Source organism: Stenotrophomonas cyclobalanopsidis (genome assembly GCF_008710035.1).
In the GTDB taxonomy this organism is placed as follows: Bacteria; Pseudomonadota; Gammaproteobacteria; order Xanthomonadales; family Xanthomonadaceae; genus Stenotrophomonas; species Stenotrophomonas cyclobalanopsidis.
On sequence record NZ_VYKI01000040.1, the window covers coordinates 1 to 22,185 of the forward strand.

At 67.6% G+C, this 22,185-nt stretch carries 20 protein-coding genes and 1 pseudogene; 11 read left to right on the top strand and 10 right to left on the bottom strand.

The annotated features are described in order from the left end of the window. Nucleotides 1-166: 166 nt before the first annotated feature. From miaB to FJU31_RS18325, 10 genes are all read left to right on the top strand, one after another. Nucleotides 167-1,582, top strand: a complete 1,416-nt coding sequence (gene miaB, locus FJU31_RS18285) for a tRNA (N6-isopentenyl adenosine(37)-C2)-methylthiotransferase MiaB (protein ID WP_150456005.1) — start codon at nucleotides 167-169, stop codon at nucleotides 1,580-1,582. Between the two features lie 226 nt (nucleotides 1,583-1,808). Then, on the top strand, nucleotides 1,809-2,795 hold the full coding sequence (locus FJU31_RS18290; RefSeq protein WP_150456006.1) for a PhoH family protein: 987 nt from the start codon (nucleotides 1,809-1,811) through the stop codon (nucleotides 2,793-2,795). After that, nucleotides 2,792-3,277: an rRNA maturation RNase YbeY gene (gene ybeY, locus FJU31_RS18295; protein WP_108764644.1), complete on the top strand. Its 486-nt coding sequence runs from the start codon at nucleotides 2,792-2,794 to the stop codon at nucleotides 3,275-3,277. Before FJU31_RS18290 ends, ybeY begins: the two co-directional genes overlap by 4 nt. A 62-nt stretch (nucleotides 3,278-3,339) precedes the next feature. After that, entirely contained in the window at nucleotides 3,340-3,933 is a 594-nt protein-coding gene (locus FJU31_RS18300) for a hypothetical protein (RefSeq protein ID WP_150456007.1), read from the top strand. A 20-nt stretch (nucleotides 3,934-3,953) separates the two neighbouring features. Continuing rightward, complete coding sequence (locus FJU31_RS19335; protein WP_188115535.1) at nucleotides 3,954-4,214, top strand: hypothetical protein; 261 nt, start codon at nucleotides 3,954-3,956, stop codon at nucleotides 4,212-4,214. An 11-nt stretch (nucleotides 4,215-4,225) separates the two neighbouring features. After that, complete coding sequence (locus tag FJU31_RS19340; RefSeq protein WP_188115536.1) at nucleotides 4,226-4,450, top strand: hypothetical protein; 225 nt, start codon at nucleotides 4,226-4,228, stop codon at nucleotides 4,448-4,450. Nucleotides 4,451-4,492: 42 nt separating this feature from the next. Next, nucleotides 4,493-5,077, top strand: coding sequence for a hypothetical protein (locus tag FJU31_RS18310; protein ID WP_425473735.1), 585 nt, complete (start codon nucleotides 4,493-4,495; stop codon nucleotides 5,075-5,077). Between the two features lie 64 nt (nucleotides 5,078-5,141). Next, nucleotides 5,142-6,023, top strand: coding sequence for a CorC family transporter (locus tag FJU31_RS18315; protein WP_108768378.1), 882 nt, complete (start codon nucleotides 5,142-5,144; stop codon nucleotides 6,021-6,023). Then, complete coding sequence (locus tag FJU31_RS18320) at nucleotides 6,020-7,273, top strand: lipoprotein N-acyltransferase Lnb domain-containing protein (protein ID WP_150456009.1); 1,254 nt, start codon at nucleotides 6,020-6,022, stop codon at nucleotides 7,271-7,273. The genes FJU31_RS18315 and FJU31_RS18320 overlap by 4 nt, the downstream gene beginning before the upstream one ends. A 6-nt stretch (nucleotides 7,274-7,279) precedes the next feature. Beyond that, nucleotides 7,280-8,302 carry a magnesium and cobalt transport protein CorA gene (locus FJU31_RS18325; protein ID WP_150456010.1) on the top strand — a complete coding sequence of 341 codons (1,023 nt, stop codon included), beginning with the start codon at nucleotides 7,280-7,282 and terminating at the stop codon, nucleotides 8,300-8,302. A 102-nt stretch (nucleotides 8,303-8,404) separates the two neighbouring features. On the opposite strand, the gene FJU31_RS18330 is transcribed toward FJU31_RS18325, so the two are convergent. The 10 genes and pseudogenes from FJU31_RS18330 to FJU31_RS18375 all read right to left on the bottom strand — a co-directional run bounded on the left by FJU31_RS18330 (nucleotide 8,405) and on the right by FJU31_RS18375 (nucleotide 20,560). After that, nucleotides 8,405-9,769 carry an NAD-dependent succinate-semialdehyde dehydrogenase gene (locus tag FJU31_RS18330; RefSeq protein WP_150456011.1) on the bottom strand — a complete coding sequence of 455 codons (1,365 nt, stop codon included), beginning with the start codon at nucleotides 9,767-9,769 and terminating at the stop codon, nucleotides 8,405-8,407. Nucleotides 9,770-9,854: 85 nt separating this feature from the next. Then, the gene (locus FJU31_RS18335; RefSeq protein ID WP_150456012.1) at nucleotides 9,855-10,697 is read right to left on the bottom strand and encodes an ABC transporter permease subunit; all 843 of its coding nucleotides are present in this window, start codon (nucleotides 10,695-10,697) and stop codon (nucleotides 9,855-9,857) included. Next, nucleotides 10,694-11,626 (bottom strand): ABC transporter permease subunit, encoded by a 933-nt coding sequence (locus tag FJU31_RS18340; protein ID WP_150456013.1) that lies wholly within the window; start codon nucleotides 11,624-11,626, stop codon nucleotides 10,694-10,696. The genes FJU31_RS18335 and FJU31_RS18340 overlap by 4 nt, the downstream gene beginning before the upstream one ends. Next, nucleotides 11,623-12,759, bottom strand: coding sequence for an ABC transporter ATP-binding protein (locus tag FJU31_RS18345; RefSeq protein WP_150456014.1), 1,137 nt, complete (start codon nucleotides 12,757-12,759; stop codon nucleotides 11,623-11,625). The genes FJU31_RS18340 and FJU31_RS18345 overlap by 4 nt, the downstream gene beginning before the upstream one ends. A 198-nt stretch (nucleotides 12,760-12,957) precedes the next feature. Further along, complete coding sequence (locus tag FJU31_RS18350) at nucleotides 12,958-14,499, bottom strand: efflux transporter outer membrane subunit (RefSeq protein ID WP_150456015.1); 1,542 nt, start codon at nucleotides 14,497-14,499, stop codon at nucleotides 12,958-12,960. Beyond that, nucleotides 14,499-16,055: a DHA2 family efflux MFS transporter permease subunit gene (locus tag FJU31_RS18355; RefSeq protein WP_150456016.1), complete on the bottom strand. Its 1,557-nt coding sequence runs from the start codon at nucleotides 16,053-16,055 to the stop codon at nucleotides 14,499-14,501. The genes FJU31_RS18350 and FJU31_RS18355 overlap by 1 nt, the downstream gene beginning before the upstream one ends. Next, nucleotides 16,052-17,221 (bottom strand): HlyD family secretion protein, encoded by a 1,170-nt coding sequence (locus FJU31_RS18360; RefSeq protein WP_150456017.1) that lies wholly within the window; start codon nucleotides 17,219-17,221, stop codon nucleotides 16,052-16,054. The genes FJU31_RS18355 and FJU31_RS18360 overlap by 4 nt, the downstream gene beginning before the upstream one ends. Before the next feature lie 221 nt (nucleotides 17,222-17,442). After that, nucleotides 17,443-18,552, bottom strand: a complete 1,110-nt coding sequence (locus FJU31_RS18365; RefSeq protein WP_150456018.1) for a polyamine ABC transporter substrate-binding protein — start codon at nucleotides 18,550-18,552, stop codon at nucleotides 17,443-17,445. 93 nt (nucleotides 18,553-18,645) lie between these two features. Then, entirely contained in the window at nucleotides 18,646-20,043 is a 1,398-nt protein-coding gene (locus FJU31_RS18370; RefSeq protein ID WP_079221322.1) for a glutamine synthetase family protein, read from the bottom strand. Beyond that, nucleotides 20,040-20,560 (bottom strand): annotated as a pseudogene (locus FJU31_RS18375) (gamma-glutamyl-gamma-aminobutyrate hydrolase family protein). Before FJU31_RS18375 ends, FJU31_RS18370 begins: the two are co-directional and overlap by 4 nt. A 177-nt stretch (nucleotides 20,561-20,737) precedes the next feature. On the opposite strand from FJU31_RS18375, the gene FJU31_RS18380 reads away from it, so the two are divergent. Then, the gene (locus FJU31_RS18380) at nucleotides 20,738-22,015 is read left to right on the top strand and encodes an NAD(P)/FAD-dependent oxidoreductase (RefSeq protein WP_150456019.1); all 1,278 of its coding nucleotides are present in this window, start codon (nucleotides 20,738-20,740) and stop codon (nucleotides 22,013-22,015) included. The last annotated feature ends 170 nt before the right edge of the window (nucleotides 22,016-22,185 follow it).

The following is a 22,185-nucleotide window of genomic DNA, read 5'->3' on the forward strand; positions in this document are numbered from 1 at the left end:
GTGGGATGCGGGTAGCGCGGGGCCATGCCCCGCGAGCGCGCAGCGCGGCGGGCAGAGTGGGATGCGGGTAGCGCGGGGCCATGCCCCGCGAGCGCGCAGCGCGGCGGGCAGAGTGGGATGCGGGTAGAATTGCCCGCTTTCCCGCCACCCGAATGGATTAAGCGCCATGACCGGGACGCCAGACGTCTTTCCGCCCGCCTCGGGCGGTACCCCGCTCGTTGCCCTGCCCACTGGTCCGCGCAAGCCCGACCAGGTCAAAGGCAAGCTCTACATCAAGACCCACGGTTGCCAGATGAACGAGTACGACTCGGCCAAAATGGCCGACGTGCTTGCCGCCAGCGATGGCCTGGAACTGACCGATAGCCCGGACGACGCCGACGTCATCCTGGTCAACACCTGCTCCATCCGCGAAAAGGCGCAGGAAAAGGTGTTCAGCCAGCTGGGCGTGTGGAAGGGCCTGAAGAACAAGGGCCGCGAGGTCATCATCGGCGTGGGCGGCTGCGTGGCCTCGCAGGAAGGCGAAGCGATCATCAAGCGCGCGCCGTTCGTGGACCTGGTGTTCGGCCCGCAGACCCTGCACCGGCTGCCGGAACTGATCCGCGCCCGCCGCGAGCAGAAGCGCCCGCAGGTGGACATCAGCTTCCCCGAGATCGAGAAGTTCGACCGCCTGCCGGAGCCGCGCGCCGATGGCGCCTCGGCGTTCGTCTCGATCATGGAAGGCTGCTCCAAGTACTGCTCGTTCTGCGTGGTGCCCTACACCCGCGGCACCGAAGTCAGCCGCCCGTTCGAGGACGTGGTGGTGGAAGTGGCGCAGCTGGCCGCACAGGGCGTGCGCGAGATCAACCTGCTGGGGCAGAACGTCAACGCCTACCGTGGTCCCTACGGTGATGGCGAGTTCGCCGACCTGGGCCTGCTGATCCGCACCATCGCCGAGATCGACGGCGTCGGCCGCATCCGCTTCACCACCTCGCACCCGCTGGAGTTCAGCGACTCGCTGATCGACGCGTTCCGCGACGTGCCGCAGCTGGCCAACTTCCTGCACCTTCCGGTCCAGGCCGGCAGCGACCGCGTGCTGTCGGCGATGAAGCGCGGCTACACGGCGCTGGAATTCAAGTCGAAGATCCGCAAGCTGCGCGCCGTGCGCCCGGACATCTCGATCAGCTCGGATTTCATCGTCGGCTTCCCCGGCGAGACCGATGCCGATTTCGAGAAGACCATGAAGCTGATCGAGGACATCGGCTTCGACCACAGCTTCTCCTTCATCTACTCGCGTCGCCCGGGTACCCCGGCGGCCGACCTGGAGGACACGATCAGCGATGCGGAAAAGCACGCCCGGCTGTCGCGCCTGCAGGAGCGCATCAATGCGCACGCCGCCGGTATTTCCGAAAGGATGGTCGGCACCGTGCAGACCGTGCTGGTGGAAGGCCCATCGCGCAAGAACCCGAACGAGTTGACCGGCAAAACCGAGAACATGCGTTCGGTGAACTTCCCGGCGCCGGCGCGCCTGATCGGCCAGTTCGTCGACGTGGTGATCACCGAGGCGCTGACCAATTCGCTGCGTGCGCGGGTGGTGGCGGACTAGGGTGTGCCGACCAACGGTCGGCACCTGCCTGCGGCCGCCCCCTTGGCACATTTTTCACCAGCGCTTCACCTCCCTTGCCGCGCAGGCTCCGCAAGCACTTGTCCACAGCTTTCTTCGGCGCCGATCCACACCCGGTGTGGAGAACTGTCGCCCCGCCGGTCCGCGCGCTAATCTTGTCTTCCCTGGGTTTATCACGGTGGACGGCGAACCCGCCCCACCCCACGCAATGAAAAGCATCGAGCATCGAGATTTCACCCTGTCGCCGGAAGACAACGAGCGGCTGGCCAACCTGTGCGGCCCCTTCGACGGGCACCTGCGCCAGATCGAGCTGAAGCTCGGCGTGGAGATCGCCAACCGCGGCTTCGTGTTCCGCATCAGCGGGCCGGACGAGGCCATCGTTGAGGCGCAGAAGCTGATCGAGGCGCTGTACGTCGAAGCCGCCGAGACCACCTTCGACAGCCACGCCATCCACCTGCGCCTGGCGCAGGCCAATGTCGAGCAGATCGCCGAGCGCTCCTACGAAGCGCAGGACGTGGCGATCAAGGTCAAGCGCGGCACGGTGCGCGGCCGCGGCGCCAACCAGGGTCGCTACCTGCACCAGATCGCCACGCATGACATCAATTTCGGCATCGGCCCGGCCGGTACCGGCAAGACCTTCCTGGCTGTGGCCAGCGCAGTGGAAGCACTGAACGAATCGCGCGTGCAGCGGCTGATCCTGGTGCGTCCGGCGGTGGAAGCCGGCGAGAAGCTGGGCTTCCTGCCCGGCGACCTGAGCCAGAAGGTCGACCCCTACCTGCGCCCGCTGTACGACGCCCTGTACGAAATGATGGGCGTGGAGAAAGTGGTCAAGCTGCTGGAAAAGAACGTCATCGAGATCGCGCCGCTGGCCTACATGCGCGGGCGCACGCTCAACGATGCGTTCGTGATCCTGGACGAGGCGCAGAACACCACCATCGAACAGATGAAGATGTTCCTGACCCGCCTAGGTTACGGCTCTACCGCGGTGGTCACTGGCGACCTGACCCAGACCGACCTGCCCAAGCACGTGAAGTCGGGCCTGCGCGACGCCATCGATGTGCTGCGCGAGGTGGAGGGCGTGACGTTCACGTTCTTCGAAGCGCGTGACGTGGTCCGCCACCCGCTGGTGGCACGTATCGTCAATGCCTACGACCGCCGCGACCTGCATCAGATTCAACCTGGAGCTACCCCATGACCAAAGGCCCTGTGCGACTTGATGTCGCCATCAGTTACGCCCTGCCCCGCACCGGCCTTCCGGCGGCGGTGAGCTTCCGCAAATGGGTGGCGGCGGCCCTGAAGGGACGCATCCGCGAGGCCGACCTGGCCATCCGCGTGGTCGATGCGAAGGAAGGGCAGTCGCTGAACCGGCATTACCGTGGCAAGGATTACGCCACCAACGTGCTCAGCTTCCCGGCCGACGTGCCCGAAGGCCTGCCCAAGGGCGTGAAGTTCCCGCTGCTGGGTGACCTGGTGATCTGCGCGCCGGTGGTGGCCCGCGAGGCCGATGAGCAGGGCAAGGCCCTCAACGCCCACTACGCGCACCTGACCGTGCACGGCGTGCTGCACCTGCTGGGCTGGGACCACGAGGACGACAAGGAAGCCGAGGCGATGGAGCAGCTCGAGCGCGAGATCCTGGCCGAGCTCGGCATCGAGGATCCTTACGCCGGCGAGCGCTGAGGCCCGTACGGCGCTATCCTGCACCTGCAACCCCACAGGAGACATGGACGATGATGGGTGACATGGGACCAATGCTGGCTACAACGGCGATCTTTGCCCTGCTGCTGGTCGTCGCCGCCAACCTGATGCACCGCCTCAGCGCCCGCCATCCTGATGGCCGGCACTGGCTGCTGCGCACGCTGGCCCTGCTGTCGCCTGCCAGCCTGCTGGCGGCCCTGGCAGTCGGCGTGGCCGGCCCGCACCTGCTGGGTGGCCCCGGGCCGGTGAGCAGCAACGGAACACTGTGGATGACGTCGGTGGTGCTGGTCCTGATCGGCGCGTTTTCCGCGCCGGTATGCTGGCGCGTGGTCCTGCACAAGCGCCTGGGCCGCGCCAGCAGCAGCCTGCCATTCTTCCATGCAAGGCGTGCGCAGCTGTGGGCGTTGTTCGTACTTGCCGTGGTGTACCTGTGCGTCATTCCCCGGCCCGTGACGGATGTGCCGGACTGGCTGCTGGCGCCGGGGGCCCTGCAGCTTGCATTGCGCGCGGTTCTGCAGCTGGTGCACGTGGCACTGCTCGCGGCGATGCTGACCCTGGCGGTGATGGCGCTGCGCGCCGTGGCCCGCCGTTCGCTGGAGCGCATGCGGACCCTGTTGCGCCGCACCTCGCAGGGCTGAGCCGGCCGCGAGGACCGCTGATGACCCCGCTACCCGGCCTGCTGCTCGCCACCCTGCTGCAGGAGGCCGTGGCGACCGACCAGCAGGGCGATCTGATCGAATGCCTGCGGGCGCGCCATGGCGCGCGCCTGGCCGGGGCATGGGTCGACACCGACCCGGGCTGGCACAGCATCGTGCAGCTGACCGGCACCGTTCCGCCGGCACCGTTCCGCAGGCCGACGAGCAGTATCCCGGACCACTGGGGCCACAGCACGTCCATTACCGCACCGGAGCGCCGCTGACCGAAGCGGAGATGCGGCACCGGCTCGACACCCAGCGCGGCGGGCTGATCGAGCTGTTTCCGGACATGTTCGGCTTCGGCCTGGACGTGCGCACCGGCGAGATGGAGCTGACCCTGAAGGGCACACCGGCCCACCACGCAACCGCGGCCGCCGCGATCAATCACCTGCAGCTGACGCTGGGGTTCCCGGTCAGGATCCAGTGGCTATCCCCGGATACGCAGCAGTTTCCGCCCTGAACCGGCCCGCCGCGTTCACCGGATGCCGCCATCGCCGTTACCATGGTCCGGCGTATTCCCACCGCGGACCCTCTGCCTGTGCTGCTGCGTACTGCCCTGCCCCTGCTGCTCGCCTCCCTCGCCGCCCCCGTTTCGGCCGCCCCGCTGGACCTACCGGCGCTGATCGAATGCCGCCAGGGCGTGGCCGAGCATGCCGCGCTGGCACCGCTGCTGGCCGACCCGCTGAAGGCCGTGGCCCAGGGCCTGCAGCCGCTGCCGCAGGGCAACCCGTTCATGAGCGAGTTCCGCCTGGCCAACCCGATCACCGTGTTCGGCCAGCAGACCGAGCGGGTGGCCGTGGCCGGCGCCAGCGTGATGGCCGTGCTGGACCAGGCCGACCCGCACCCGCTGGCCGAGCGCCTGGAACTGGAAACCGGCTACGACCAGGACGGCAAGTTCATGGCCGGCCGCGAGGTGGTCAGCCGCGACGTGACCAACCCCGGGACCGGCGAGGCCCAGATCGAATCGATCATCCTCAGCGTGTCCACGGTGGCCAGCCACCCCGGCAAGACCTTGGCCGGCTGCACCTACAGCCTGGATCTGCCGGCCGAGGACGAGGTTCCGGCCGCCGCCGGCGGCAGTCACTGAAAGGCCCCAACATCCTGCTAGACTTGGGACAACGCCCGGCTTGCCGGGTGCCCTTTTTCCAGAGATGTCAGAAGACGACAGTAGTAGCTCCTCCCTGGAGCCCAATGAAAAGAAGCGCGGCTGGCTTGAACGCCTGACCTCCGCCTTCTCCGGCGAACCCCATACCCGCGACGAGCTGGTCGCTGTCCTGCACACCGCGCAGGAAGAGGGCCTGATCGCCGCCGATACCCTGAAGATGATGGAAGGCGCCATTTCGGTGGCCGAGCTGACCGTGGGCGACGTGATGATCTCGCGTTCGCAGATGGTCTCGCTGCCGGTCGAAGCGCCCTTCCTGGACCTGATGAAACAGGTCGTCGAATCGGGCCACTCACGCTTCCCGGTGCACGGCGAGAACAAGGACGACATCCTTGGGATCCTGCTGGCCAAGGACCTGCTGCGCGGCGTGGTTGCCGACAACGGGCCGGCCAACGTGCGCGAGCTGCTGCGCCCGGCGGTGCTGATCCCCGAGGCGAAGAAGCTCAACGTGCTGCTGAAGGAGTTCCGCCTGTCGCGCAACCACATGGCCATGGTGGTGGACGAGTACGGCGGTGTCGCCGGCCTGGTCACCATCGAGGACGTGCTTGAACAGATCGTCGGCGAGATCGACGACGAACACGACGAGGCCGAGGACCAGTCGGCGCAGATCGCGATCCAGGCCGACGGCCGCTACGTGGTCGATGCGCTGACCGCGATCGGCGATTTCAACGAGCGTTTCGGTGCCACGTTCTCCGACGAGGACTACGACACCATCGGCGGCCTGGTGACCGAGGCGATCGGCCATCTGCCCGAGGTTGGCGACGAGCTGGCGCTGGACCGCTTCATGTTCCGCGTGGCGCGCGCCGATGCGCGCCGGGTGCAGGCCTTCCATGTGACGGTGCTGCCACCGGACGAGCAGGACGACGCTTGAAGCGCCCCGGCCTGATCCTCAGCCTGTGGCTGGCACTGTGCGTGCTGGCCATGGCCCTGCCGCAGGCGGCCTTCGCGCAGGCGATGGCCGCCGCGCCGGCCGCCGATGCCGCCGCCCCGCAGGAAGCACCGGCGCCGCACATCGGCGTGGTGACCATGCAGCCGGGCACGGTGTTCTTCGAACGCTTCGGCCACGACGCCATCGTGGTGCTCGACCCGGTCAGCGGCGAGGCGATCTCGTACAACTTCGGCTATTTCGATCCTTCCGAGGATGATTTCATCAGCCGCTTCGCACGCGGCGACATGATGTATTACCTGGTGGCGCTGCCGTTGCAGCAGGACCTGTCGTACTACGACGAGACCGGCCGCGGTGCCAGCGTGCAGTGGCTGGACCTGCGCCCGGACCAGGCCCGTGCCCTGGCCGCCGGCCTGGCCGAACGGGCCAAGCCGGAAAACGCGCGCTACCACTACGACTACTACACCGCCAACTGCGCCACGATGGTGCGCGACACCCTCGACAAGGCACTGGACGGCGGCCTGCATGCGCAGCTGTCCGGGCGTTCGCGTGGCAACACCTACCGCAGCGAATCGGTGCGCCTGGCCTCGCCGGCACCGTGGATGTGGCTGGGCTTCGACGTCGGCCTCGGTCCGTTCGCCGACCAGCCGCTGTCGCGCTGGCAGGAGGCCTTCGTGCCGATGCGCCTGGCCGATGCGCTGCGCCAGGTGCGCAACAGCGATGGCCGGCCGCTGGTGCAGAGCGAGCAGGAACTGCTGCCGCACCGCATCGACCCCGAGCCGAAGGAATTCGCGCGGCGCTGGTGGCCGTGGCTGCTGTGCGGCCTGGTGATCGCCGCGGGTGTACTGGCGCTGCGCAGCCGCCCGCGCCTGCTTGCCGGCATCGCCTTGCCGTTCTGGCTGCTGTGTGCCCTGCTCGGTGGCGTGCTGGTGTTTTTGTGGGGCTTCAGCATCCACTACGCCGCGTGGGCCAACCGCAACCTGCTGCTGCTGTCGCCGCTGGCCGTGCTGCTGCTGCCCGGTGCCATCGCCCTGCTGCGCCGGCGCGTGCCGGGACGCATGTTCAGCATCGTGCTGTGGCTGCTGGCCGCACAGTCCGTGGGGGTGCTGGTGCTGCACTGGCTGAGTCTGCAGGCGCAGTACAACGTGCAGTGGATCGTGCTGCTGCTGCCGGTGCACGTCGCGCTGGCCTGGGTGTTGGCGCGTCGTCCTCACTTGTCGGAAACACCCCGCTGACGCAGGATGGCGGGCATGTCATTGCCCGCCTCCGCTTCCGCGCCCGCTTCGAACAACCCTGCCTGCGTCATCAACTGCGTCCACTACGATGATCAGGGCAAGCGCCATGACATCAGCCTGGATGCCATCAGCGATGTAATCGCCAGCGGCAACGGCTTCGTCTGGGTGGGCCTGTTCGACCCCAACGACCAAGTGCTGCTGAAACTGCAGGAAGAATTCGGCCTGCACGACCTGGCCATCGAGGATGCGCGCAACGCGCACCAGCGCCCGAAGGCCGAGGCCTACGGCAACTCCCTGTTCGTGGTGATGACCACCGCGCAGATGGTCGACGAGCGCATCCAGTACGGTGAAACCCATGCCTTCCTCGGCCCGCGTTTCCTGGTGACCGTGCGCCATGGCGCATCGCTGTCCTACGCGCCGGTACGCGCGCGGGTGGAACGTGAGCCACATCTGCTGAAAATGGGCGCGTCGTACTGCCTGTACGCGGTGGCCGACTTCGTGGTGGACAACTATCTACCGATCACTACCCGCTTCCGCGACACGCTGGACCTGCTGGAGAAGGATATCTTTGCCGAAAACTACAAGCGCAGCACCGTGGTGCGCCTGTACGAACTCAAGCGCGAACTGAACAAGATGCGGATGGCGGTGGCGCCGCTGCAGGATGTGCTGGCGCAGCTGCGCCGCTACCAGGGCGACCTGATCCCCGACGAAGTGAAGCTGTACGTGCGCGACGTGCACGACCATGCCGCGCGCATCAGCGATGTGATCGACACCCTGCGCGAGATGCTGGGCACGGCGTTGAGCGTGAATCTGTCGCTGGTGACGCTGGCGCAGGGCGAGACGGTGAAGCGCCTGGGTGCGTGGGCGGCACTGCTGGCCGCACCGACCCTGATCACCAGCTGGTACGGCATGAACTTCAGCCACATGCCCGAGCTTGATAAGCCGTGGGCGTACCCGTTGATGATCGTCGGCGTGGCCGCGGTGTGCGTGGGGCTGTACCGGTTGTTCAAGCGCGCGAAGTGGTTGTAGTCCACCGCTTGGATGGACGCTTTCTGTAGAGCCGAGCCCATGCTCGGCTGTTTTATGCCAAGTTAAGCCGAGCATGGGCTCGGCTCTACACAGGCGGCGGGATCAGGCCACGTAGACGGTCTTGATGTTCATGAACTCATGGATGCCGTGGTCGGCCAGTTCGCGGCCGAAGCCCGATTCCTTGCTGCCGCCGAACGGCAGCCGCGCATCGCTCTTGACGATGGCGTTGACGAAGGCCGCGCCACATTCCATGCGCTGGGCGAAGCACTCGCCGCGCACCACGTCGCCGGTCCACACGCTGCCGCCCAGGCCGAAGCGGGTGTCATTGGCCACTCGCAGCGCCTCGGCTTCGTCCTTGACCCGGATCACCGCGGCGACCGGCCCGAACAGCTCCTCGTCGTAGGCCGGCATGCCCGGCCCCACCTGGTCGAGGACGGTGGCCGGGTAGCCCGCGTGGGTTCCGGCAATCGGCTCGCCACCTGCCAGGATTCGCGCGCCCTTGGCCACGCTGGCCTGTACCTGCTTGTGCAGTTCATCGCGCAGGTCGGCACGGGCCATCGGCGCCAGCGTGGTGCCACGCTCGTTCGGATCACCGTACTGGCGCTGGCCGGCGGCCTCGACGAAGCGGTCGGTGAAGGCATCGGCCACCGCATCGACCACGATGAAGCGCTTGGCCGCGATGCAGGTCTGTCCGCTGTTGTCGAAGCGCGACTTCACCGCCGCGGCGACGGCCTTGTCCAGGTCGGCATCCTCGAGCACCACGAAGGCATCGCTGCCACCCAGCTCCATCACCGATTTCTTCAGCTGGCTGCCGGCATTGGAGGCGATCGAGCGCCCTGCCCGCTCGCTACCGGTCAGGGTCACCGCCTTTACCCGCGCGTCGCGCAGCACGTCGGCGGCCTGGTCGTTGTCGATGTGCAGCACATCAAACACACCCGCCGGCAGGCCACCGTCACGGCACACTGCCAGGATCAGGTCGGCGCACTGTGGCACGTTGCTGGCGTGCTTGAGCAGGGCCACGTTGCCGGCCATGAAGGCCGGGGCGAGGAACCGGAACACCTGCCAGATCGGGAAATTCCACGGCATCACCGCGAACACGCAGCCGATCGGCTCGTAGCGCACGTAGCTGCGCTGCGCCTCGGTGTCGATGATCTGCGGCTTCAGGTAATCGGCCGCGTGGTCGGCGTAGAACTCGCAGGCGGCCGCGCATTTTTCGACCTCGGCCAAGGCCTCGGCCTTCAGTTTGCCCATCTCGCCGGTCATCGCCTGCTGCAGGTCATCGCGGCGTGCGCGCAGCTGGGCGGCGATGCTCTTGAGGATGGCGCCGCGATCCTGCAGCGAACGCTCGGCCCACAGCGGGAATGCCTCGGCGGCGGCCTGCAGGCGCTGCTCGATGTCGGCCGCGCCGAGCAGTTCATGGCGGTAGGTGACCTGGCCGGTGGCCGGGTTGACGATTTCGACGGTCATGGGGGATCTCCATCAGGCAGATCGCCAGTGTGCGCCCGCTGCCGTGAGCCGGGCGTTGCCGCCGCCAGTCGGCGGCGTGCGGGCCTCAGCCGTTGTCCTGGCGGGCCAGCTGCAGGTCGCGCTGGCGCCGCTTCTCGGCACGCGCGTTGATGTACCAGCCGATCACCGCGGCCACCGACACCGCCGACACCAGCAGGGTCGCCAGCGCGTTGATCTTCGGACTGATGCCCATGCGCACCGAGGCGAACACCTTCATCGGCAGGGTGGTCGAGCCCGGCGTGGCAACGAAGCTGGCCACCACCACGTCATCCAGCGACAGCGTGAAAGCCAGCAGCCAGCCGGCCACCAGTGCCGGGGCGATGATCGGCAAGGTGATGCGGCCGAACACGGTCAGGCGGCTGGCGCCGAGATCCATCGCCGCTTCTTCCAGCGAGAGATCCATTTCCTGCAGGCGCGAGGACACCACCACGGTGACGAAGCACAGGGTGAAGGTGACGTGGGCGATCCAGATCGTGGCCAGGCCGCGTGCCGGGAAGCCGGGAATGGCGCCCATCGAGGCCAGCAGCGCCATCAGCGAGAAGCCGAGGATCACATCGGGCATCACCAGCGGCGCGGTGACCAGCGCACCGAACACCTGCTTGCCGCGGAAGCGGCGGAAGCGGGTCATCACCATCGCCGCCAGCGTGCCCAGCACGGTCGCGGTGCAGGCGGTCCAGAACGCCACCACCAGGCTGGTCCACATGGCGTCCATCAGCGCGCGGTCGGCGAACAGGTCGCTGTAGGCGCGGGTGGAGAACCCGGCCCAGACCATCGCCAGCCGCGAGCTGTTGAACGAATAGAACATCAGCAGCAGGATCGGCAGGTACAGGAAGGCGAAGCCGAGCAGCAGCACGCCCAGGCCCACGCCCTTTGCGCTACGCGGGCTCATGCCTGCTTCCCTTCCAGCAGGCGCTGCTGGGAACGGTTGAACCACAGGATGGGCACCAGCAGCAGCAGGATCATTGCTACCGCCATCGCCGAAGCACCTGGCCAGTTGCGGTTGTTGAAGAACTCGTTCCACAGCTGGCGGCCGACCATCAGCGTTTCCGAGCCGCCGAGCATTTCCGGGATCACGAATTCACCCACCGCAGGGATCATCACCAGCATGCAGCCGGCGATGATGCCCGCCTTTGACAACGGCAGGGTGATGCGCAGGAAGGCCTGCCACGGCTTGGCGCCGAGGTCGTAAGCCGCTTCCAGCAGGCGGTGGTCATGCTTGACCAGGTTGGCGTACAGCGGCAGCACCATGAACGGCAGGTAGCAGTAGACGATGCCGATGTAGGCCGCGGTCGGCGTATCGATCAGCTGCAGCTTGGGCAGGCCCATGCGGGTCATCAGCGACTGCAGGCCGGTGAACTGCAGGAACTGATCGAGCAGGCCGTTGCGGTCAAGGATCGCCTTCCACGCATACACGCGGATCAGGAACGAGGTCCACGACGGCAGCACCACCAGCATCATCGCCACGTTGCGCGCGGCCGGCGACAGGCGCGCGATGGCATAGGCCATCGGGTAGGCGATCAGCAGGGTGAGGAAGGTGGAGATGGCCGCGATCTTGATCGAGCTCAGGAACGCCTGGGCGTAGATCGAATCGCGGAACAGCGCCAGGTAATTCTCGAGGTTGAGCTTGAGCGAGAACGCGCCATCGACGTACTGCAGCAGCCAGGTGTACGGCGGCGAGCCGACCCGGCTGTGCGAGAAACTGATCATCAGCACGATCAGGAACGGCACCGCGAAGAACAGCAGCAACCACAGGTAGGGAATGCCGATCACCGTGGCACGCGTGCCCGGCAGCCAGCGCTTCAGGCCTGCCGCGCTCATGAGGTCAGCACCACGCCGTCGTTGTCGCGCCAGTGCACCCACACTTCATCGCCCCAGGTCAGGCCATCGCTGGCCCAGCGCTGCGAGTTGGCGAAATTGGCCAGCACCTTGGCGCCGCTGGGCAGGCGCACGTGGTAGACCGAATGGCTGCCGAAATAGGCGATGTCCTCGATCACGCCCTGCGCCTTGTTGGTCGGCGCGTCCGGTTCGTCCTTGCCGATCATCACCTTTTCCGGGCGCAGCGCGAACGCGACCGGCTGCCCTTCGTAGCACGTGATGCCATGGGCGATGTAGACCGGTGCGGGGAACAGCGGCGAGCGCACGGTCACGTACTCGGGCAGGTCCTCGTCGATGACACCCTCGAACAGGTTGACCGAGCCGATGAAGCCGGCGACGAAGCGGTTGGCCGGCTGCTCGTAGACCTCATCCGGCTTGCCGACCTGCTGGATCCAGCCGGCATCCATCACTGCGATGCGGGTGGCCATGGTCATGGCTTCTTCCTGGTCGTGGGTGACCATCACGCAGGTCACGCCCGACGATTCGATGATGCTGACCAGTTCCAGCTGCATCTGCGAGCGCAGCTTCTTATCCAGCGCGCCCATCGGTTCGTCCAGCAGCAGCAGCTTGGGCCCCTTGGCCAGCGACCGCGCCAGCGCCACGCGCTGCTGCTGGCCGCCGGAGAGCTGGTGCGGCTTGCGCTTGCCCAGGTGGGCCATCTGCACCAGATCGAGCATCTCGCCCACGCGCCGGCTGATCGCGTCCTTGGCCAGGCCGCCCTGCTTGAGGCCGAAGGCGATGTTCTGCTCGACCGTCATGTGCGGGAACAGGGCGTAGGACTGGAACATCATGTTGACCGGCCGCTGGTACGGCGGCAGCGCGTCCAGGCGCTGGCCATCGAGGGTGATGCTGCCCTTGGTGGGCGTCTCGAAGCCGCCCAGGCAGCGCAGCAGAGTCGATTTGCCGCTGCCCGAGCCACCGAGCAGGGCGAAGATCTCGCCCTTGCGCACGTCTAGGTTGACGTCGTCGACGGCGACGAAGCCATCGAATTCCTTGCGCAGGTCACGAATGGAGAGATAGCCGGGCGCACCGTTCGCATCGACGACGGCGGCTTCCGGCTGAGCTTCAACGGGCATGGGGGCTCCGGGAGCGGGCGGTGGACAGCGGTGGCCATTCTACCGGCCGGGGGCTACGAATGCGTGCCGACCAACGGTCGGCACCTACCGGGCCGGGGACCCGCCGGGCGTGGCCCGGCGCTACCGGGGTGCGCGGCGGCGTCAACGGTTCCGGGTGGCATCGCTCTGGTAACGCCGGGCCATGCCCGGCGGAACGCATCATCGTGCGGCCACCGGCGGGGCGTCCTGCCAGCCCAGGCCCAGGCTCTTCTGCAGGCCCACGTAGCGCACCAGCAGCTGCAGGCGGGCCTGGGCGGCGGCATCCTGGGCCTGCAGGCGCTGGCGCTGCACGTCCAGCAGGTCGATCTGCGAGGTGGCACCGGCCTGTCGACGTTGCTTCATCAGGGCCAGCGAGCGGTCCGCCGAGGCTTCGGCGCGCAGGCTGGCCTGCAGTTGCTGACGGGCGGCACCAAAGCGTGCCAGCGCGGTGTTGGCATCCTGCAGTGCCGCCAGCACGGTGCCCTCATAGGCCGCCAGCCGGGCTTGGTTGCCGGCCCGGGCCTGGGCCACGCGCGCCTTGTTTACCCCAAAGTCGAACAGCGACCAGCGCAGGAACGGGGCGACGATGGTCGCCGCCGAATCCGGCCCGAGGTCGGAAATCGAGGTGGCACCGGCGCCGATGCTGCCCAGCAGGGTCACCTGCGGGAAGTAGGCCGAGATCGCCTGGCCGATCTGCGCCGAGGAGGCCGCCAGCTCGCGCTCGGCCTTGCGCACGTCGGGCCGGCGCTGGATCAGAGCGCCCGCGTCATCCACCGGCACGCTGGCCGGCAGCACCGGCAAGGGCTGGTCGGCGGCCAGCCGCGCGTCCAGCGCACCGGGCTCGCGGCCGACCATCAGCGCCAGCACGTCACGCGCCTCGTCGGCCTGTGCCTGCAGTGGCGGCAGCGCGGCCCGCTGCTGCTCGCGCTGGGCCTGCGCACGTTCGACCTGCAGGTCCGAATCGGCACCGCGCTGGCGGCGTTGCCGGATCAGCTGCAGGCTGTCATCGGCGGCGCGCAGATTGACTTCGGCCAGTGCGATGCGCTCGCGGCTGCTGCGGTAGCCCAGATAGACCTGCGCCAGCTCGGCCGCCAGCTGCACCTGCGCATCGGCCAGCGCCGCGGCATTGGCCTCGGCTTCGGCGGCGGCCTGCTCGGCGGCCCGCCGGCGGCGACCGAACAGGTCCAGTTCCCAGCTGGCATCAAAGCCGGCCACGTACAGCTCGGTGTCCAGGTCGATGTCCGCGAACTGCTGGCGGAGCTGCGCCGCCTCCTGCGGGCGGCCATTGGCCTCGGCCACCCCGGCGATGTTCTCGCCGAGGCCCCGCACGCTGTTCTCGATCGAATCCGGCGCCTTGATGTTGGCGTAGCCTGCCGCAGCGCCCACGCTGGGCAGCTGCTCGGCGCGGCGCTGGCGCTGCAGCGCACGCGACGCCAGCAGCTTGGCCTGGGCGGCACGCAGATTGGGACTGTTGCGCAGCGCCTCGTCCACCAGCTGGTCCAGCAGCGGATCATTCAGCGCGCGCCACCACTGGCTGGGCGGCGTGGCCGGCTGCACGTCGGCCTGCGCGGCACGCGGCAGCCTTGCCTGCGCGGTGGCGCCGGCGGCCACGTCCGGTTTCACGTAGTCCGGGCCCAGCATGCAGCCGGCCAGCAGCAGCGGCAGCATGGCCGGCCACAGACGGTGCGGGCGAAGGGAGGTGGTGAGAGTCGTCGAAGTCATCAGTGCATCGCCAATGGAACGCCCTTGGGCAGGGGCTTGAGCAGGAACACTAGTGGCAGGGTCGCCACCACGATCAGGCCGAAGATCCAGAACAGGTCGTTGTAGGCCATCACCATTGCCTGCATCTGCACGGTCTGCGCCAGCACCGCCATCGCCTGCGTCGCATCGCCCAGCTGCTGGCCATAGGCATGCAGCGCGTCCTGGGCGATGGTCGAATTGGCGGTGACGCTGCTGCCGATCGCATCGATGTGCAGGGTGGCGCGGCGTTCCTGGAACGTGGAAATGATGGCCAGGCCGATCGAGCCGCCAAGATTGCGCGCGGCGTTGAACAGGCCCGAGGCGTCGCTGGTGTACTCGCGCGGCACCGAGGTGATGGCCGCCTGGTTCAGCGCCATCATCGCCAGCGCCAGGCCGCAGCCCTGCAGCAGCTGGCCGATGACGAAGTGCGGGCCGATGCTGTCCGGGGTCAACCCGAGGTTGACGAAGCAGGCGGCGGCGAAGCACAGCATTCCGCCGAACACCATGATGCGCACATCCACCGTTTCCAGCATCTTCGGCATCAACGGCATCAGCAGGATGGTCGGCAGGCCCGCCAGCAGCAGCACGTAGCCGGCCTGCTCGGTGTTGTAGCCGGCGATGATCGCCAGGAACTGCGGGATCATGTACATGACCCCGAACAGGATCATGCCCACCGCCATCACCATCACGAACACCGCGCCGAAACTGCGCTGGAACAGGATGTTGAGGCGGATGACCGGCGCCTTGCTGGTGAACTGCGAAAGCGCCAGCAGGGCAAACCCCAGCAGCGAGACGATGCTGAGCACCACGATCATCGTCGACTCGAACCAGCGCTCGCGCTGGCCGTCTTCCAGCACCACGGTCAGCGCGGACAGGCCGGCGGTCATGCCGATGATGCCCAGCCAGTCGGCACGCAGCAGCCCGCCCCAGTCCGATTTCTCATGCGGCAGGCCGAGCAGCAGCAACGCGACCAGGCCGGCGCAGATCGGTACATTGATGAAGAAGGCGTAATGCCAGCTGACGTTCTCCGTCAGCCAGCCACCCAGCAGCGGGCCGATCACCGGCCCGAGGATGACGGTCATGCCGAACAGCGCGGTGCCCAGCGGCTGCTGTTTCGGCGGCAGCCGCGTGCCGACGATGGTCAGCGCGGTGGGAATCAGCGCACCGCCGGCGAAGCCCTGCCCTACCCGGCCAGCGATCATCATCGGCAGCGAATCGGCCAGGCCGCACATCACCGAGAATGCAGTGAAAAGCGTGGCGCAGATCAGCAGGAAGGTGCGCAGGCCCAGCGTGCGCACGAACCAGCCGGTCAGCGGAATCATCACGATTTCGGAGACCAGAAAGGCGGTGGAGATCCAGGTGCCCTCGGTGCCGCTGGCGCCGACCTCGCCCTGGATGGTGGGTAGCGCCGCGTTGACGATGGAGATGTCCAGCGTGGCCATGAACGAACCGATGGTGCCGGCCGCCACGGCCAGCCACGCGCCGGCATCGGCCTTGCCGTCGGCGGCGGGCGCTGCAGGGGCGGTGGTGGTGTTCATCGCGCCGGCGCGGCCGTGGCCTCGGCCTCGTCTTTCGTGCGCTCTCGCGCATCCTTGGCATTGCGCGTATCGACGGTCACTTCCACCGACATGCCCGGCACCAGCACCTTGCGCGCCTCTGCACCGGCGTCCACACGGATGCGCACCGGCACGCGCTGCACGACCTTGGTGAAGTTGCCGGTGGCGTTCTGCGGCGGCAGCAGCGCGAACTGCGAGCCGGTGCCCGGCGAGATGCTTTCCACCGTGCCATGCAGGGTCGTGCCAGGCAGCGCGTCGACCTTGATCTCGGCCGGCTGCCCGGCACGCATCAGGCCCACCTGGGTTTCCTTGAAGTTGGCGCTCAGGTACAGCGATTCGACCGGCACGATGGTCATGGTACGGGTACCGGCGGCGACGAACTGGCCGACCTGCACGGTCTTGTTGCCGACGCGGCCATCGATGCGTGCGCGCAGTTCGGTGTCCTCGAAGGCGACGCGGGCCTGCGCGGCATCGGCCTGGGCCTGCTTCAGGCCGGCATTGGCCTGCTCCAGCTGCGCCTGGCTGGCGTCGATCTGGCTCTGCGCGCCCTGGATCTGCGCCTTGGCCGCATCGTACTGGGCCTGCGCGCGTTCGACATCGTGGCGCAGGCTTTCCACGTGTTCGTGGGTGTCGGCGCCGCTGGCGGCCAGCGGGGTGAAGCGGGCCAGTTCGGCCTTGCCGAAGCGCAGCGAGGCGGTGGCGGCGGTGAGCTGGGTGCGCGCTTGGAGCAGGCTGGACTGCTGGCCCTGCACGCCGGCGGCGGCGGCAGCGATGTCGGCTTCGCGCACGGCGATCACCGCTTCGGCCTGGTCCAGGGTGGCGCGGTAGGTGCGCGGGTCGATGCGCAGCAGTGGTTCACCGGCCTTGACCCATTGGTTGTCGTGCACCAGTACTTCGGTGACGTAGCCGTTGATGCGCGGGGCGACGGCGACGGCATCGGCCTGCAGGTAGGCGTTGTTGGTGTCCTGCAGGTAGCGGCCGACCAGCAGGTGGTAGATGAGCCACGCGACCAGGGCGATGACCACGACGGCACCGATGATGGCCAGGGTCCAGCGGACCTTGGGGTTCTTCAGCGGCGAAGGCTTGTCCTCGTGGGTGGAGGCGGCTTCATCGGTGGGGGCGTCGGTGCGCGGGGGGTGGTCGGTCATTGTCTCGTCGTGGCGGTGGTCGGTGCCATACGGGACGGTAGGGGAAGGAGTGAGGAGGTGAGGTGAAAAGCGTTTGTCGGCTGCCGGTGATGAGTTCCCGGTTGGCAGGGTGCAGAGCAGAAGCAAAAAAAAACGGAGGCCGTTGGCCTCCGTTTTTCTGCTTGGTGGAGGCCGATCGTTGGTCGGCCCCACCAGAAAGCGTGCCGACCAACGGTCGGCAGCTACCTGCCGGTCTTCACTTCGGTCCACAGGCGGGTGTAGAGCTTGTCGGTTTCCGGGGTGTTGATCGAGTAGGTGAACATCTTCTCGGCGACGTCGGCCGGCGGGTAGATGGTCGGGTCGGTGCGGATCGCTTCGTCCACCAGCGGGGTCGCGGTCGGCACCGGGTTGGCGTAGTGGATGAAGTTGGTGTTGGCCGCGGCGACCTTCGGTTCCAGCAGGTAGTTGATGAATTTGTAGGCCGCTTCCGGATGCTTGGCGTCCTTCGGGATCGCCAGCATGTCGAACCACTGCGGGGCGCCTTCCTTCGGGATCGAGTAGGCCACGTGGACGCCGTTGCTGGCTTCCTCGGCGCGGTCGCGGGCCTGGATGATGTCACCCGACCAGCCCACCACCAGGCAGGTGCCGCCGTTGGCCAGCGAACCCACGTACTGCGAGGAGTGGAAGTTCTGCACGTACGGGCGGATCGACTTCAGCAGGTCGGCCGCCTTCTGCAGCTCAGCCGGGTCGCCGCTGTGCGGGTCCAGGCCCAGGTAATGCAGGGCGATCGGGATCATGTCGGCCGGCGTGTCCAGGAGGGTCACGCCGCAGTCCTTCATCTTCGCGATGTTTTCCGGCTTGAAGATCAGGTCCCAGCTGTTGGCGATGTCGGCGCTGCCGCCGAAACGTTCCTTCAGCATGTCCACGTTGTAGCCGATGCCGGTGGTGCCGATCATGTACGGCACGCCGTACTTGTTGTCCGGGTCCTGGGTGGCGATGCGCTTCATCACCGAAGCGTCCAGGTTGGCCAGGTTCGGGATCCTGCTCTTGTCCAGCGGCAGGAACACGCCGGCCTGGATCTGGCGGCCGAAGAAGTTCAGCGTCGGCACCACCACGTCGTAGCCGCTGTTGCCGGCCAGCAGCTTGGTCTCGACCATCTCGTCGCTGTCGAACACATCGTAGGTCACCTTGATGCCGCTCTCCTTCTCGAAGGTCGGGATGGTGTCCTCGGCGATGTAATCGCTGTAGTTGTAGACGTTCAGGACCTGGCTGTCCTGCGCGCCGCCGTTGCCACCGCCACAGGCGGCAAGCATGGCGGAGGCCAGGCCGAGCGTGAGGATACGCAGCTTCATCGGGTGCTCCAGAATGCGGGATGGGGGAGGCCGGCGGGGCCGGCGACGGCTGCCAGCCTACCCCCCGGCGGCTCATTCATCAATTGCGGTCCTTCACACGTTCAGCAGCAGGAACTCGCGCTCCCACGAGCTGATGACGCGGAAGAAGGTCTCGTATTCCTTGCGCTTGACCGAGATGTAGGCCCGGCAGAAGCGTTCTCCCAGCAGGGCCTGCAGTTCGGCGCACTGTTCCAGCCCGTCCAGCGCCTCGCCCAGCGAGCGCGGCAGGTTGTAGCCCAGCTCCTTGGCGCTGCCGGTCACCGGCGCGTCCGGGGCCAGCCGCTCGCGGATGCCGAGCAGGCCGCAGGCCAGGGTCGCGGCCATCGCCAGGTAGGGGTTGGCATCGGAACCGGCGAAGCGGCTCTCCACCCGCATGTTTTCCGGCGTGTCCAGCGGCACGCGCAGGCCGCAGGTGCGGTTGTCATAGCCCCAATGCACGTTGCTCGGCGAGACTTCGCCGAACACCAGGCGCCGGTAGGAATTGACGTTCGGGGCGAAGAAGGCCATCGCCTGCGGCACGTACTTCTGCAGGCCGCCCAGGTAATGGCCGAACACCGGGCTGAACTCGCCCTCGCCATGGGTCTCGCCGGTGAACACGTTGCTGCCGTCGCTCACCCGCACCAGGCTCTGGTGGATGTGCATGGCGCTGCCAGGTTCGTTCTCCATCGGCTTGGCCAGGAAGGTGGCATACACGCCGTGGCGCATCGCCGCCTCGCGCATGGTGCGCTTGAACAGGAACACCTGGTCGGCCAGGTCCATCGCATCGGCGTGGGTGAAGTTGACTTCCAGCTGCGCCGCGCCGGATTCGTGGATCAGCGTGTCCACGTCCAGCTTCATCGCATCGGCGTAGTCATACATCAGGTCGAGGATGGGATCGAATTCGTTGACCGCATCGATCGAGTACGACTGCCGTGCCGTTTCCGGGCGCCCGGAGCGGCCGGCCGGCGGCAGCAGCGGGAAATCCGGGTCGGTGTTCTTCTGCACCAGGAAGAACTCCAGCTCCGGTGCGACCACCGGGCGCAGGCCCAGTTCGGCATAGGCGGCCAGCACGCGGCGCAGCACGTTGCGCGGGGCCAGTTCGTGCGGCTCGCCGGTCTTGGTGTAGCAATCATGGATGACCTGTGCGGTGGCGTCGGCCGCCCACGGCACCATGCGCACGGTGTCCGGGTCCGGACGCAGCATCATGTCCGAGTCCGACGGCGAGGTCAGGTCGTAGTAATCGTCCGGGAATTCACCGGTGACCGTGGTGGCGAAGATGCCTTCGGGCAGGCGCGTGCCGTAGTCGTGCGAGAACTTGTCGGCCGGGATGATCTTGCCGCGTGCGTTGCCGGTGATGTCCGGCACCAGGCACTCGACCTCGGTGATGCGCCGCTCCTTCAGCCAGCGCAGCAGGCTGCTTTCCTGCGGTGCGGGGGGCGTGGCCGTCTTGCGCGGGCGAGGTCGGGAACTCATCGGGAATCCAGTTGGTTCTGTTGGTGCTGCCGGCAAGCTTGGCCGAAAGCGCGGAAAACAGCGTGATAGAACGGCGCCTGCATGACACGCCACTCCGGGTGCCACTGTACGCCGAGCACGAAACAATGGTGGCGGCTGCGTGCGGCTTCGATCAGGCCATCGCCGGCCCACGCCTCCACCTGCAGGCCATCGGCCAGCCGTGCGATGCCCTGCCCGTGCACCGAATTGACCTGTGCGTGGTCACTGCCGTGCCACTGCGCGAGCCAGCCATCGCCAGCCAGGGTGACCGCATGCGCCGGGCCGTACTGCACCTCGACCGCTGCCTGCGGATCCTCGCGATGGTTGGCCAGCCCCGGCACCGCATGCACCTGGCCGGCTGCGGGCTGGGCAGCACCAGCGGGGTGACCTCGGCCGCGTCGACCAGCGCGCGCACGTACTTCTCGCCGGCCACCGCGAAACGGTGATGGCCGAGCAAGGTGCTGTCGGTGGGCAGGCCCACCCAGGGCAGGCGGCGCATGGGAAAACTCCTTGGCGTGGGCATCCTTGGCCTTGGCATCAAAGTAACTGCCGGTGCGCGCGGGCGGCAAGTCGTCGCCGTCACACACCCCGCTGCGTGCATCGGCCAGACTATTCCGGTGAACAGTGATCGCCCGCCCCCGCCCTGCCCCTTCATCCCGTGCCCACGAGGCCTGCGGTGAGCGCGGATTTCCCGCCCAGCTGGTACGCCGACAGCCTGCCCGAACCGGCTGCGCTGCCGCCGCTGCGCAGCGATGTGCAGGCCGACGTGGCGGTGCTCGGTGCCGGTTACACCGGCCTGACCGCCGCGCTGGAACTGGCCCTGCGCGGCTACCGCGTGGTGCTGCTGGAAGCGCAGCGCATCGGCTGGGGGGCGTCCGGACGCAACGGCGGCCAGGCGCTGGTGGGCTACGGCTGCGAGGTGGATGAGCTGGAACGCCAGCTCGGCCGCGACGACGCCCGCCATCTGTTCGACTGGTCACGCGAGGCGGTGCAGGCGATGCGCCAGCGCATCGCGCGCCACGGCATCGACTGCCACTGGGTGGAGGGGCATGCCAGCGTCGCGATCCGTGCACGCCACGAACGCGACCTGCGCGCCGGCTGCGAGCACCTGCAGCGCCATTACGACTATCCGATGCAGTGGTGGGAGCGCGATGTCCTGCACGCGCAGCTGGACAGCCCGCGTTACCGCGCCGCGATGTTCGATCCGCTCAGTGCGCACCTGCACCCGCTGGCCTATGCGCGCGGACTGGCCGATGCCGCCCGTGCGGCGGGCGTGGTCATCCACGAGCATTCGCCGGTCATCCGCGTGCAGCGTGGCGCGCAGGCCACGTTGCAGACCGCGCAGGGCAGCGTGCGTGCCGCGCACCTGGTGGTGGCCGGCAACGCCTGGCTGCAGGGCCTGCTGCCGGAACTGGAGCGCCGCATCATGCCGGTCGGCACCTATATCGGCGCCAGTGCCCCGCTGGGTGCCGAGCGTGCGCGGCAGCTGATCCGCAACAACATGGCGGTGGCCGACACCGCCTGGGCGCTGGACTACTTCCGTCTCAGCCATGACCATCGCCTGCTGTTCGGCGGCCGTGCCAGCTACTCGGCGCTGCCGCCGCCGGGGCTGCGTGGGCTGATGCAGCGGCGCATGCACCAGGTCTTCCCGCAGCTGGCCGACGTGCTCGTGGACCAGGTCTGGGGCGGCTACGTGGACATCACCCGCAACCGTGCCCCGCACTGGGGCCGGCTGGATGGCAACCTGTATTTCGCCCAGGGCTTCTCCGGCCATGGCGTGGCGGCTGCCGGCCTGGCCGGTGAAGTGATCGCTGCCGCGATCGATGGCCAGAGCGCACGCCTGGATGTGTTCCAGCGTCTGCAGCACGCGCCGTTCCCCGGCGGCCGGCTGCTGCGCATGCCGCTGCTGGTGGCGGCGATGTCCTGGTACAAGCTGCGCGACGCGCTGTGGTAGCACGCTCAAGGTTGGATTATCCCGGCACACGCACCAATCGGAACGACCTCATCATCAACGGGCTGCCGCGTTCCCGCTGAAGGGCGATTTAGGTAAATCACACCATTGGTGTGATGACTTTCTCACTTGTGGAGTTCAGGCGCGCGGCGATTGCATATTCGGACGCCTGC

Excerpts from the sequence above, each read along its gene's own strand:
- miaB (WP_150456005.1), top strand. The coding sequence starts at position 167 with ATGACCGGGACGCCAGACGTCTTTCCGCCCGCCTCGGGCGGTACCCCG.
- FJU31_RS18290 (WP_150456006.1), top strand. The coding sequence starts at position 1,809 with ATGAAAAGCATCGAGCATCGAGATTTCACCCTGTCGCCGGAAGACAAC.
- ybeY (WP_108764644.1), top strand. The coding sequence starts at position 2,792 with ATGACCAAAGGCCCTGTGCGACTTGATGTCGCCATCAGTTACGCCCTG.
- FJU31_RS18300 (WP_150456007.1), top strand. The coding sequence starts at position 3,340 with ATGGGACCAATGCTGGCTACAACGGCGATCTTTGCCCTGCTGCTGGTC.
- FJU31_RS19335 (WP_188115535.1), top strand. The coding sequence starts at position 3,954 with ATGACCCCGCTACCCGGCCTGCTGCTCGCCACCCTGCTGCAGGAGGCC.
- FJU31_RS19340 (WP_188115536.1), top strand. The coding sequence starts at position 4,226 with ATGCGGCACCGGCTCGACACCCAGCGCGGCGGGCTGATCGAGCTGTTT.
- FJU31_RS18310 (WP_425473735.1), top strand. The coding sequence starts at position 4,493 with ATGGTCCGGCGTATTCCCACCGCGGACCCTCTGCCTGTGCTGCTGCGT.
- FJU31_RS18315 (WP_108768378.1), top strand. The coding sequence starts at position 5,142 with ATGTCAGAAGACGACAGTAGTAGCTCCTCCCTGGAGCCCAATGAAAAG.
- FJU31_RS18325 (WP_150456010.1), top strand. The coding sequence starts at position 7,280 with ATGGCGGGCATGTCATTGCCCGCCTCCGCTTCCGCGCCCGCTTCGAAC.
- FJU31_RS18330 (WP_150456011.1), bottom strand. The coding sequence starts at position 9,769 with ATGACCGTCGAAATCGTCAACCCGGCCACCGGCCAGGTCACCTACCGC.
- FJU31_RS18335 (WP_150456012.1), bottom strand. The coding sequence starts at position 10,697 with ATGAGCCCGCGTAGCGCAAAGGGCGTGGGCCTGGGCGTGCTGCTGCTC.
- FJU31_RS18340 (WP_150456013.1), bottom strand. The coding sequence starts at position 11,626 with ATGAGCGCGGCAGGCCTGAAGCGCTGGCTGCCGGGCACGCGTGCCACG.
- FJU31_RS18345 (WP_150456014.1), bottom strand. The coding sequence starts at position 12,759 with ATGCCCGTTGAAGCTCAGCCGGAAGCCGCCGTCGTCGATGCGAACGGT.
- FJU31_RS18350 (WP_150456015.1), bottom strand. The coding sequence starts at position 14,499 with ATGACTTCGACGACTCTCACCACCTCCCTTCGCCCGCACCGTCTGTGG.
- FJU31_RS18355 (WP_150456016.1), bottom strand. The coding sequence starts at position 16,055 with ATGAACACCACCACCGCCCCTGCAGCGCCCGCCGCCGACGGCAAGGCC.
- FJU31_RS18360 (WP_150456017.1), bottom strand. The coding sequence starts at position 17,221 with ATGACCGACCACCCCCCGCGCACCGACGCCCCCACCGATGAAGCCGCC.
- FJU31_RS18365 (WP_150456018.1), bottom strand. The coding sequence starts at position 18,552 with ATGAAGCTGCGTATCCTCACGCTCGGCCTGGCCTCCGCCATGCTTGCC.
- FJU31_RS18370 (WP_079221322.1), bottom strand. The coding sequence starts at position 20,043 with ATGAGTTCCCGACCTCGCCCGCGCAAGACGGCCACGCCCCCCGCACCG.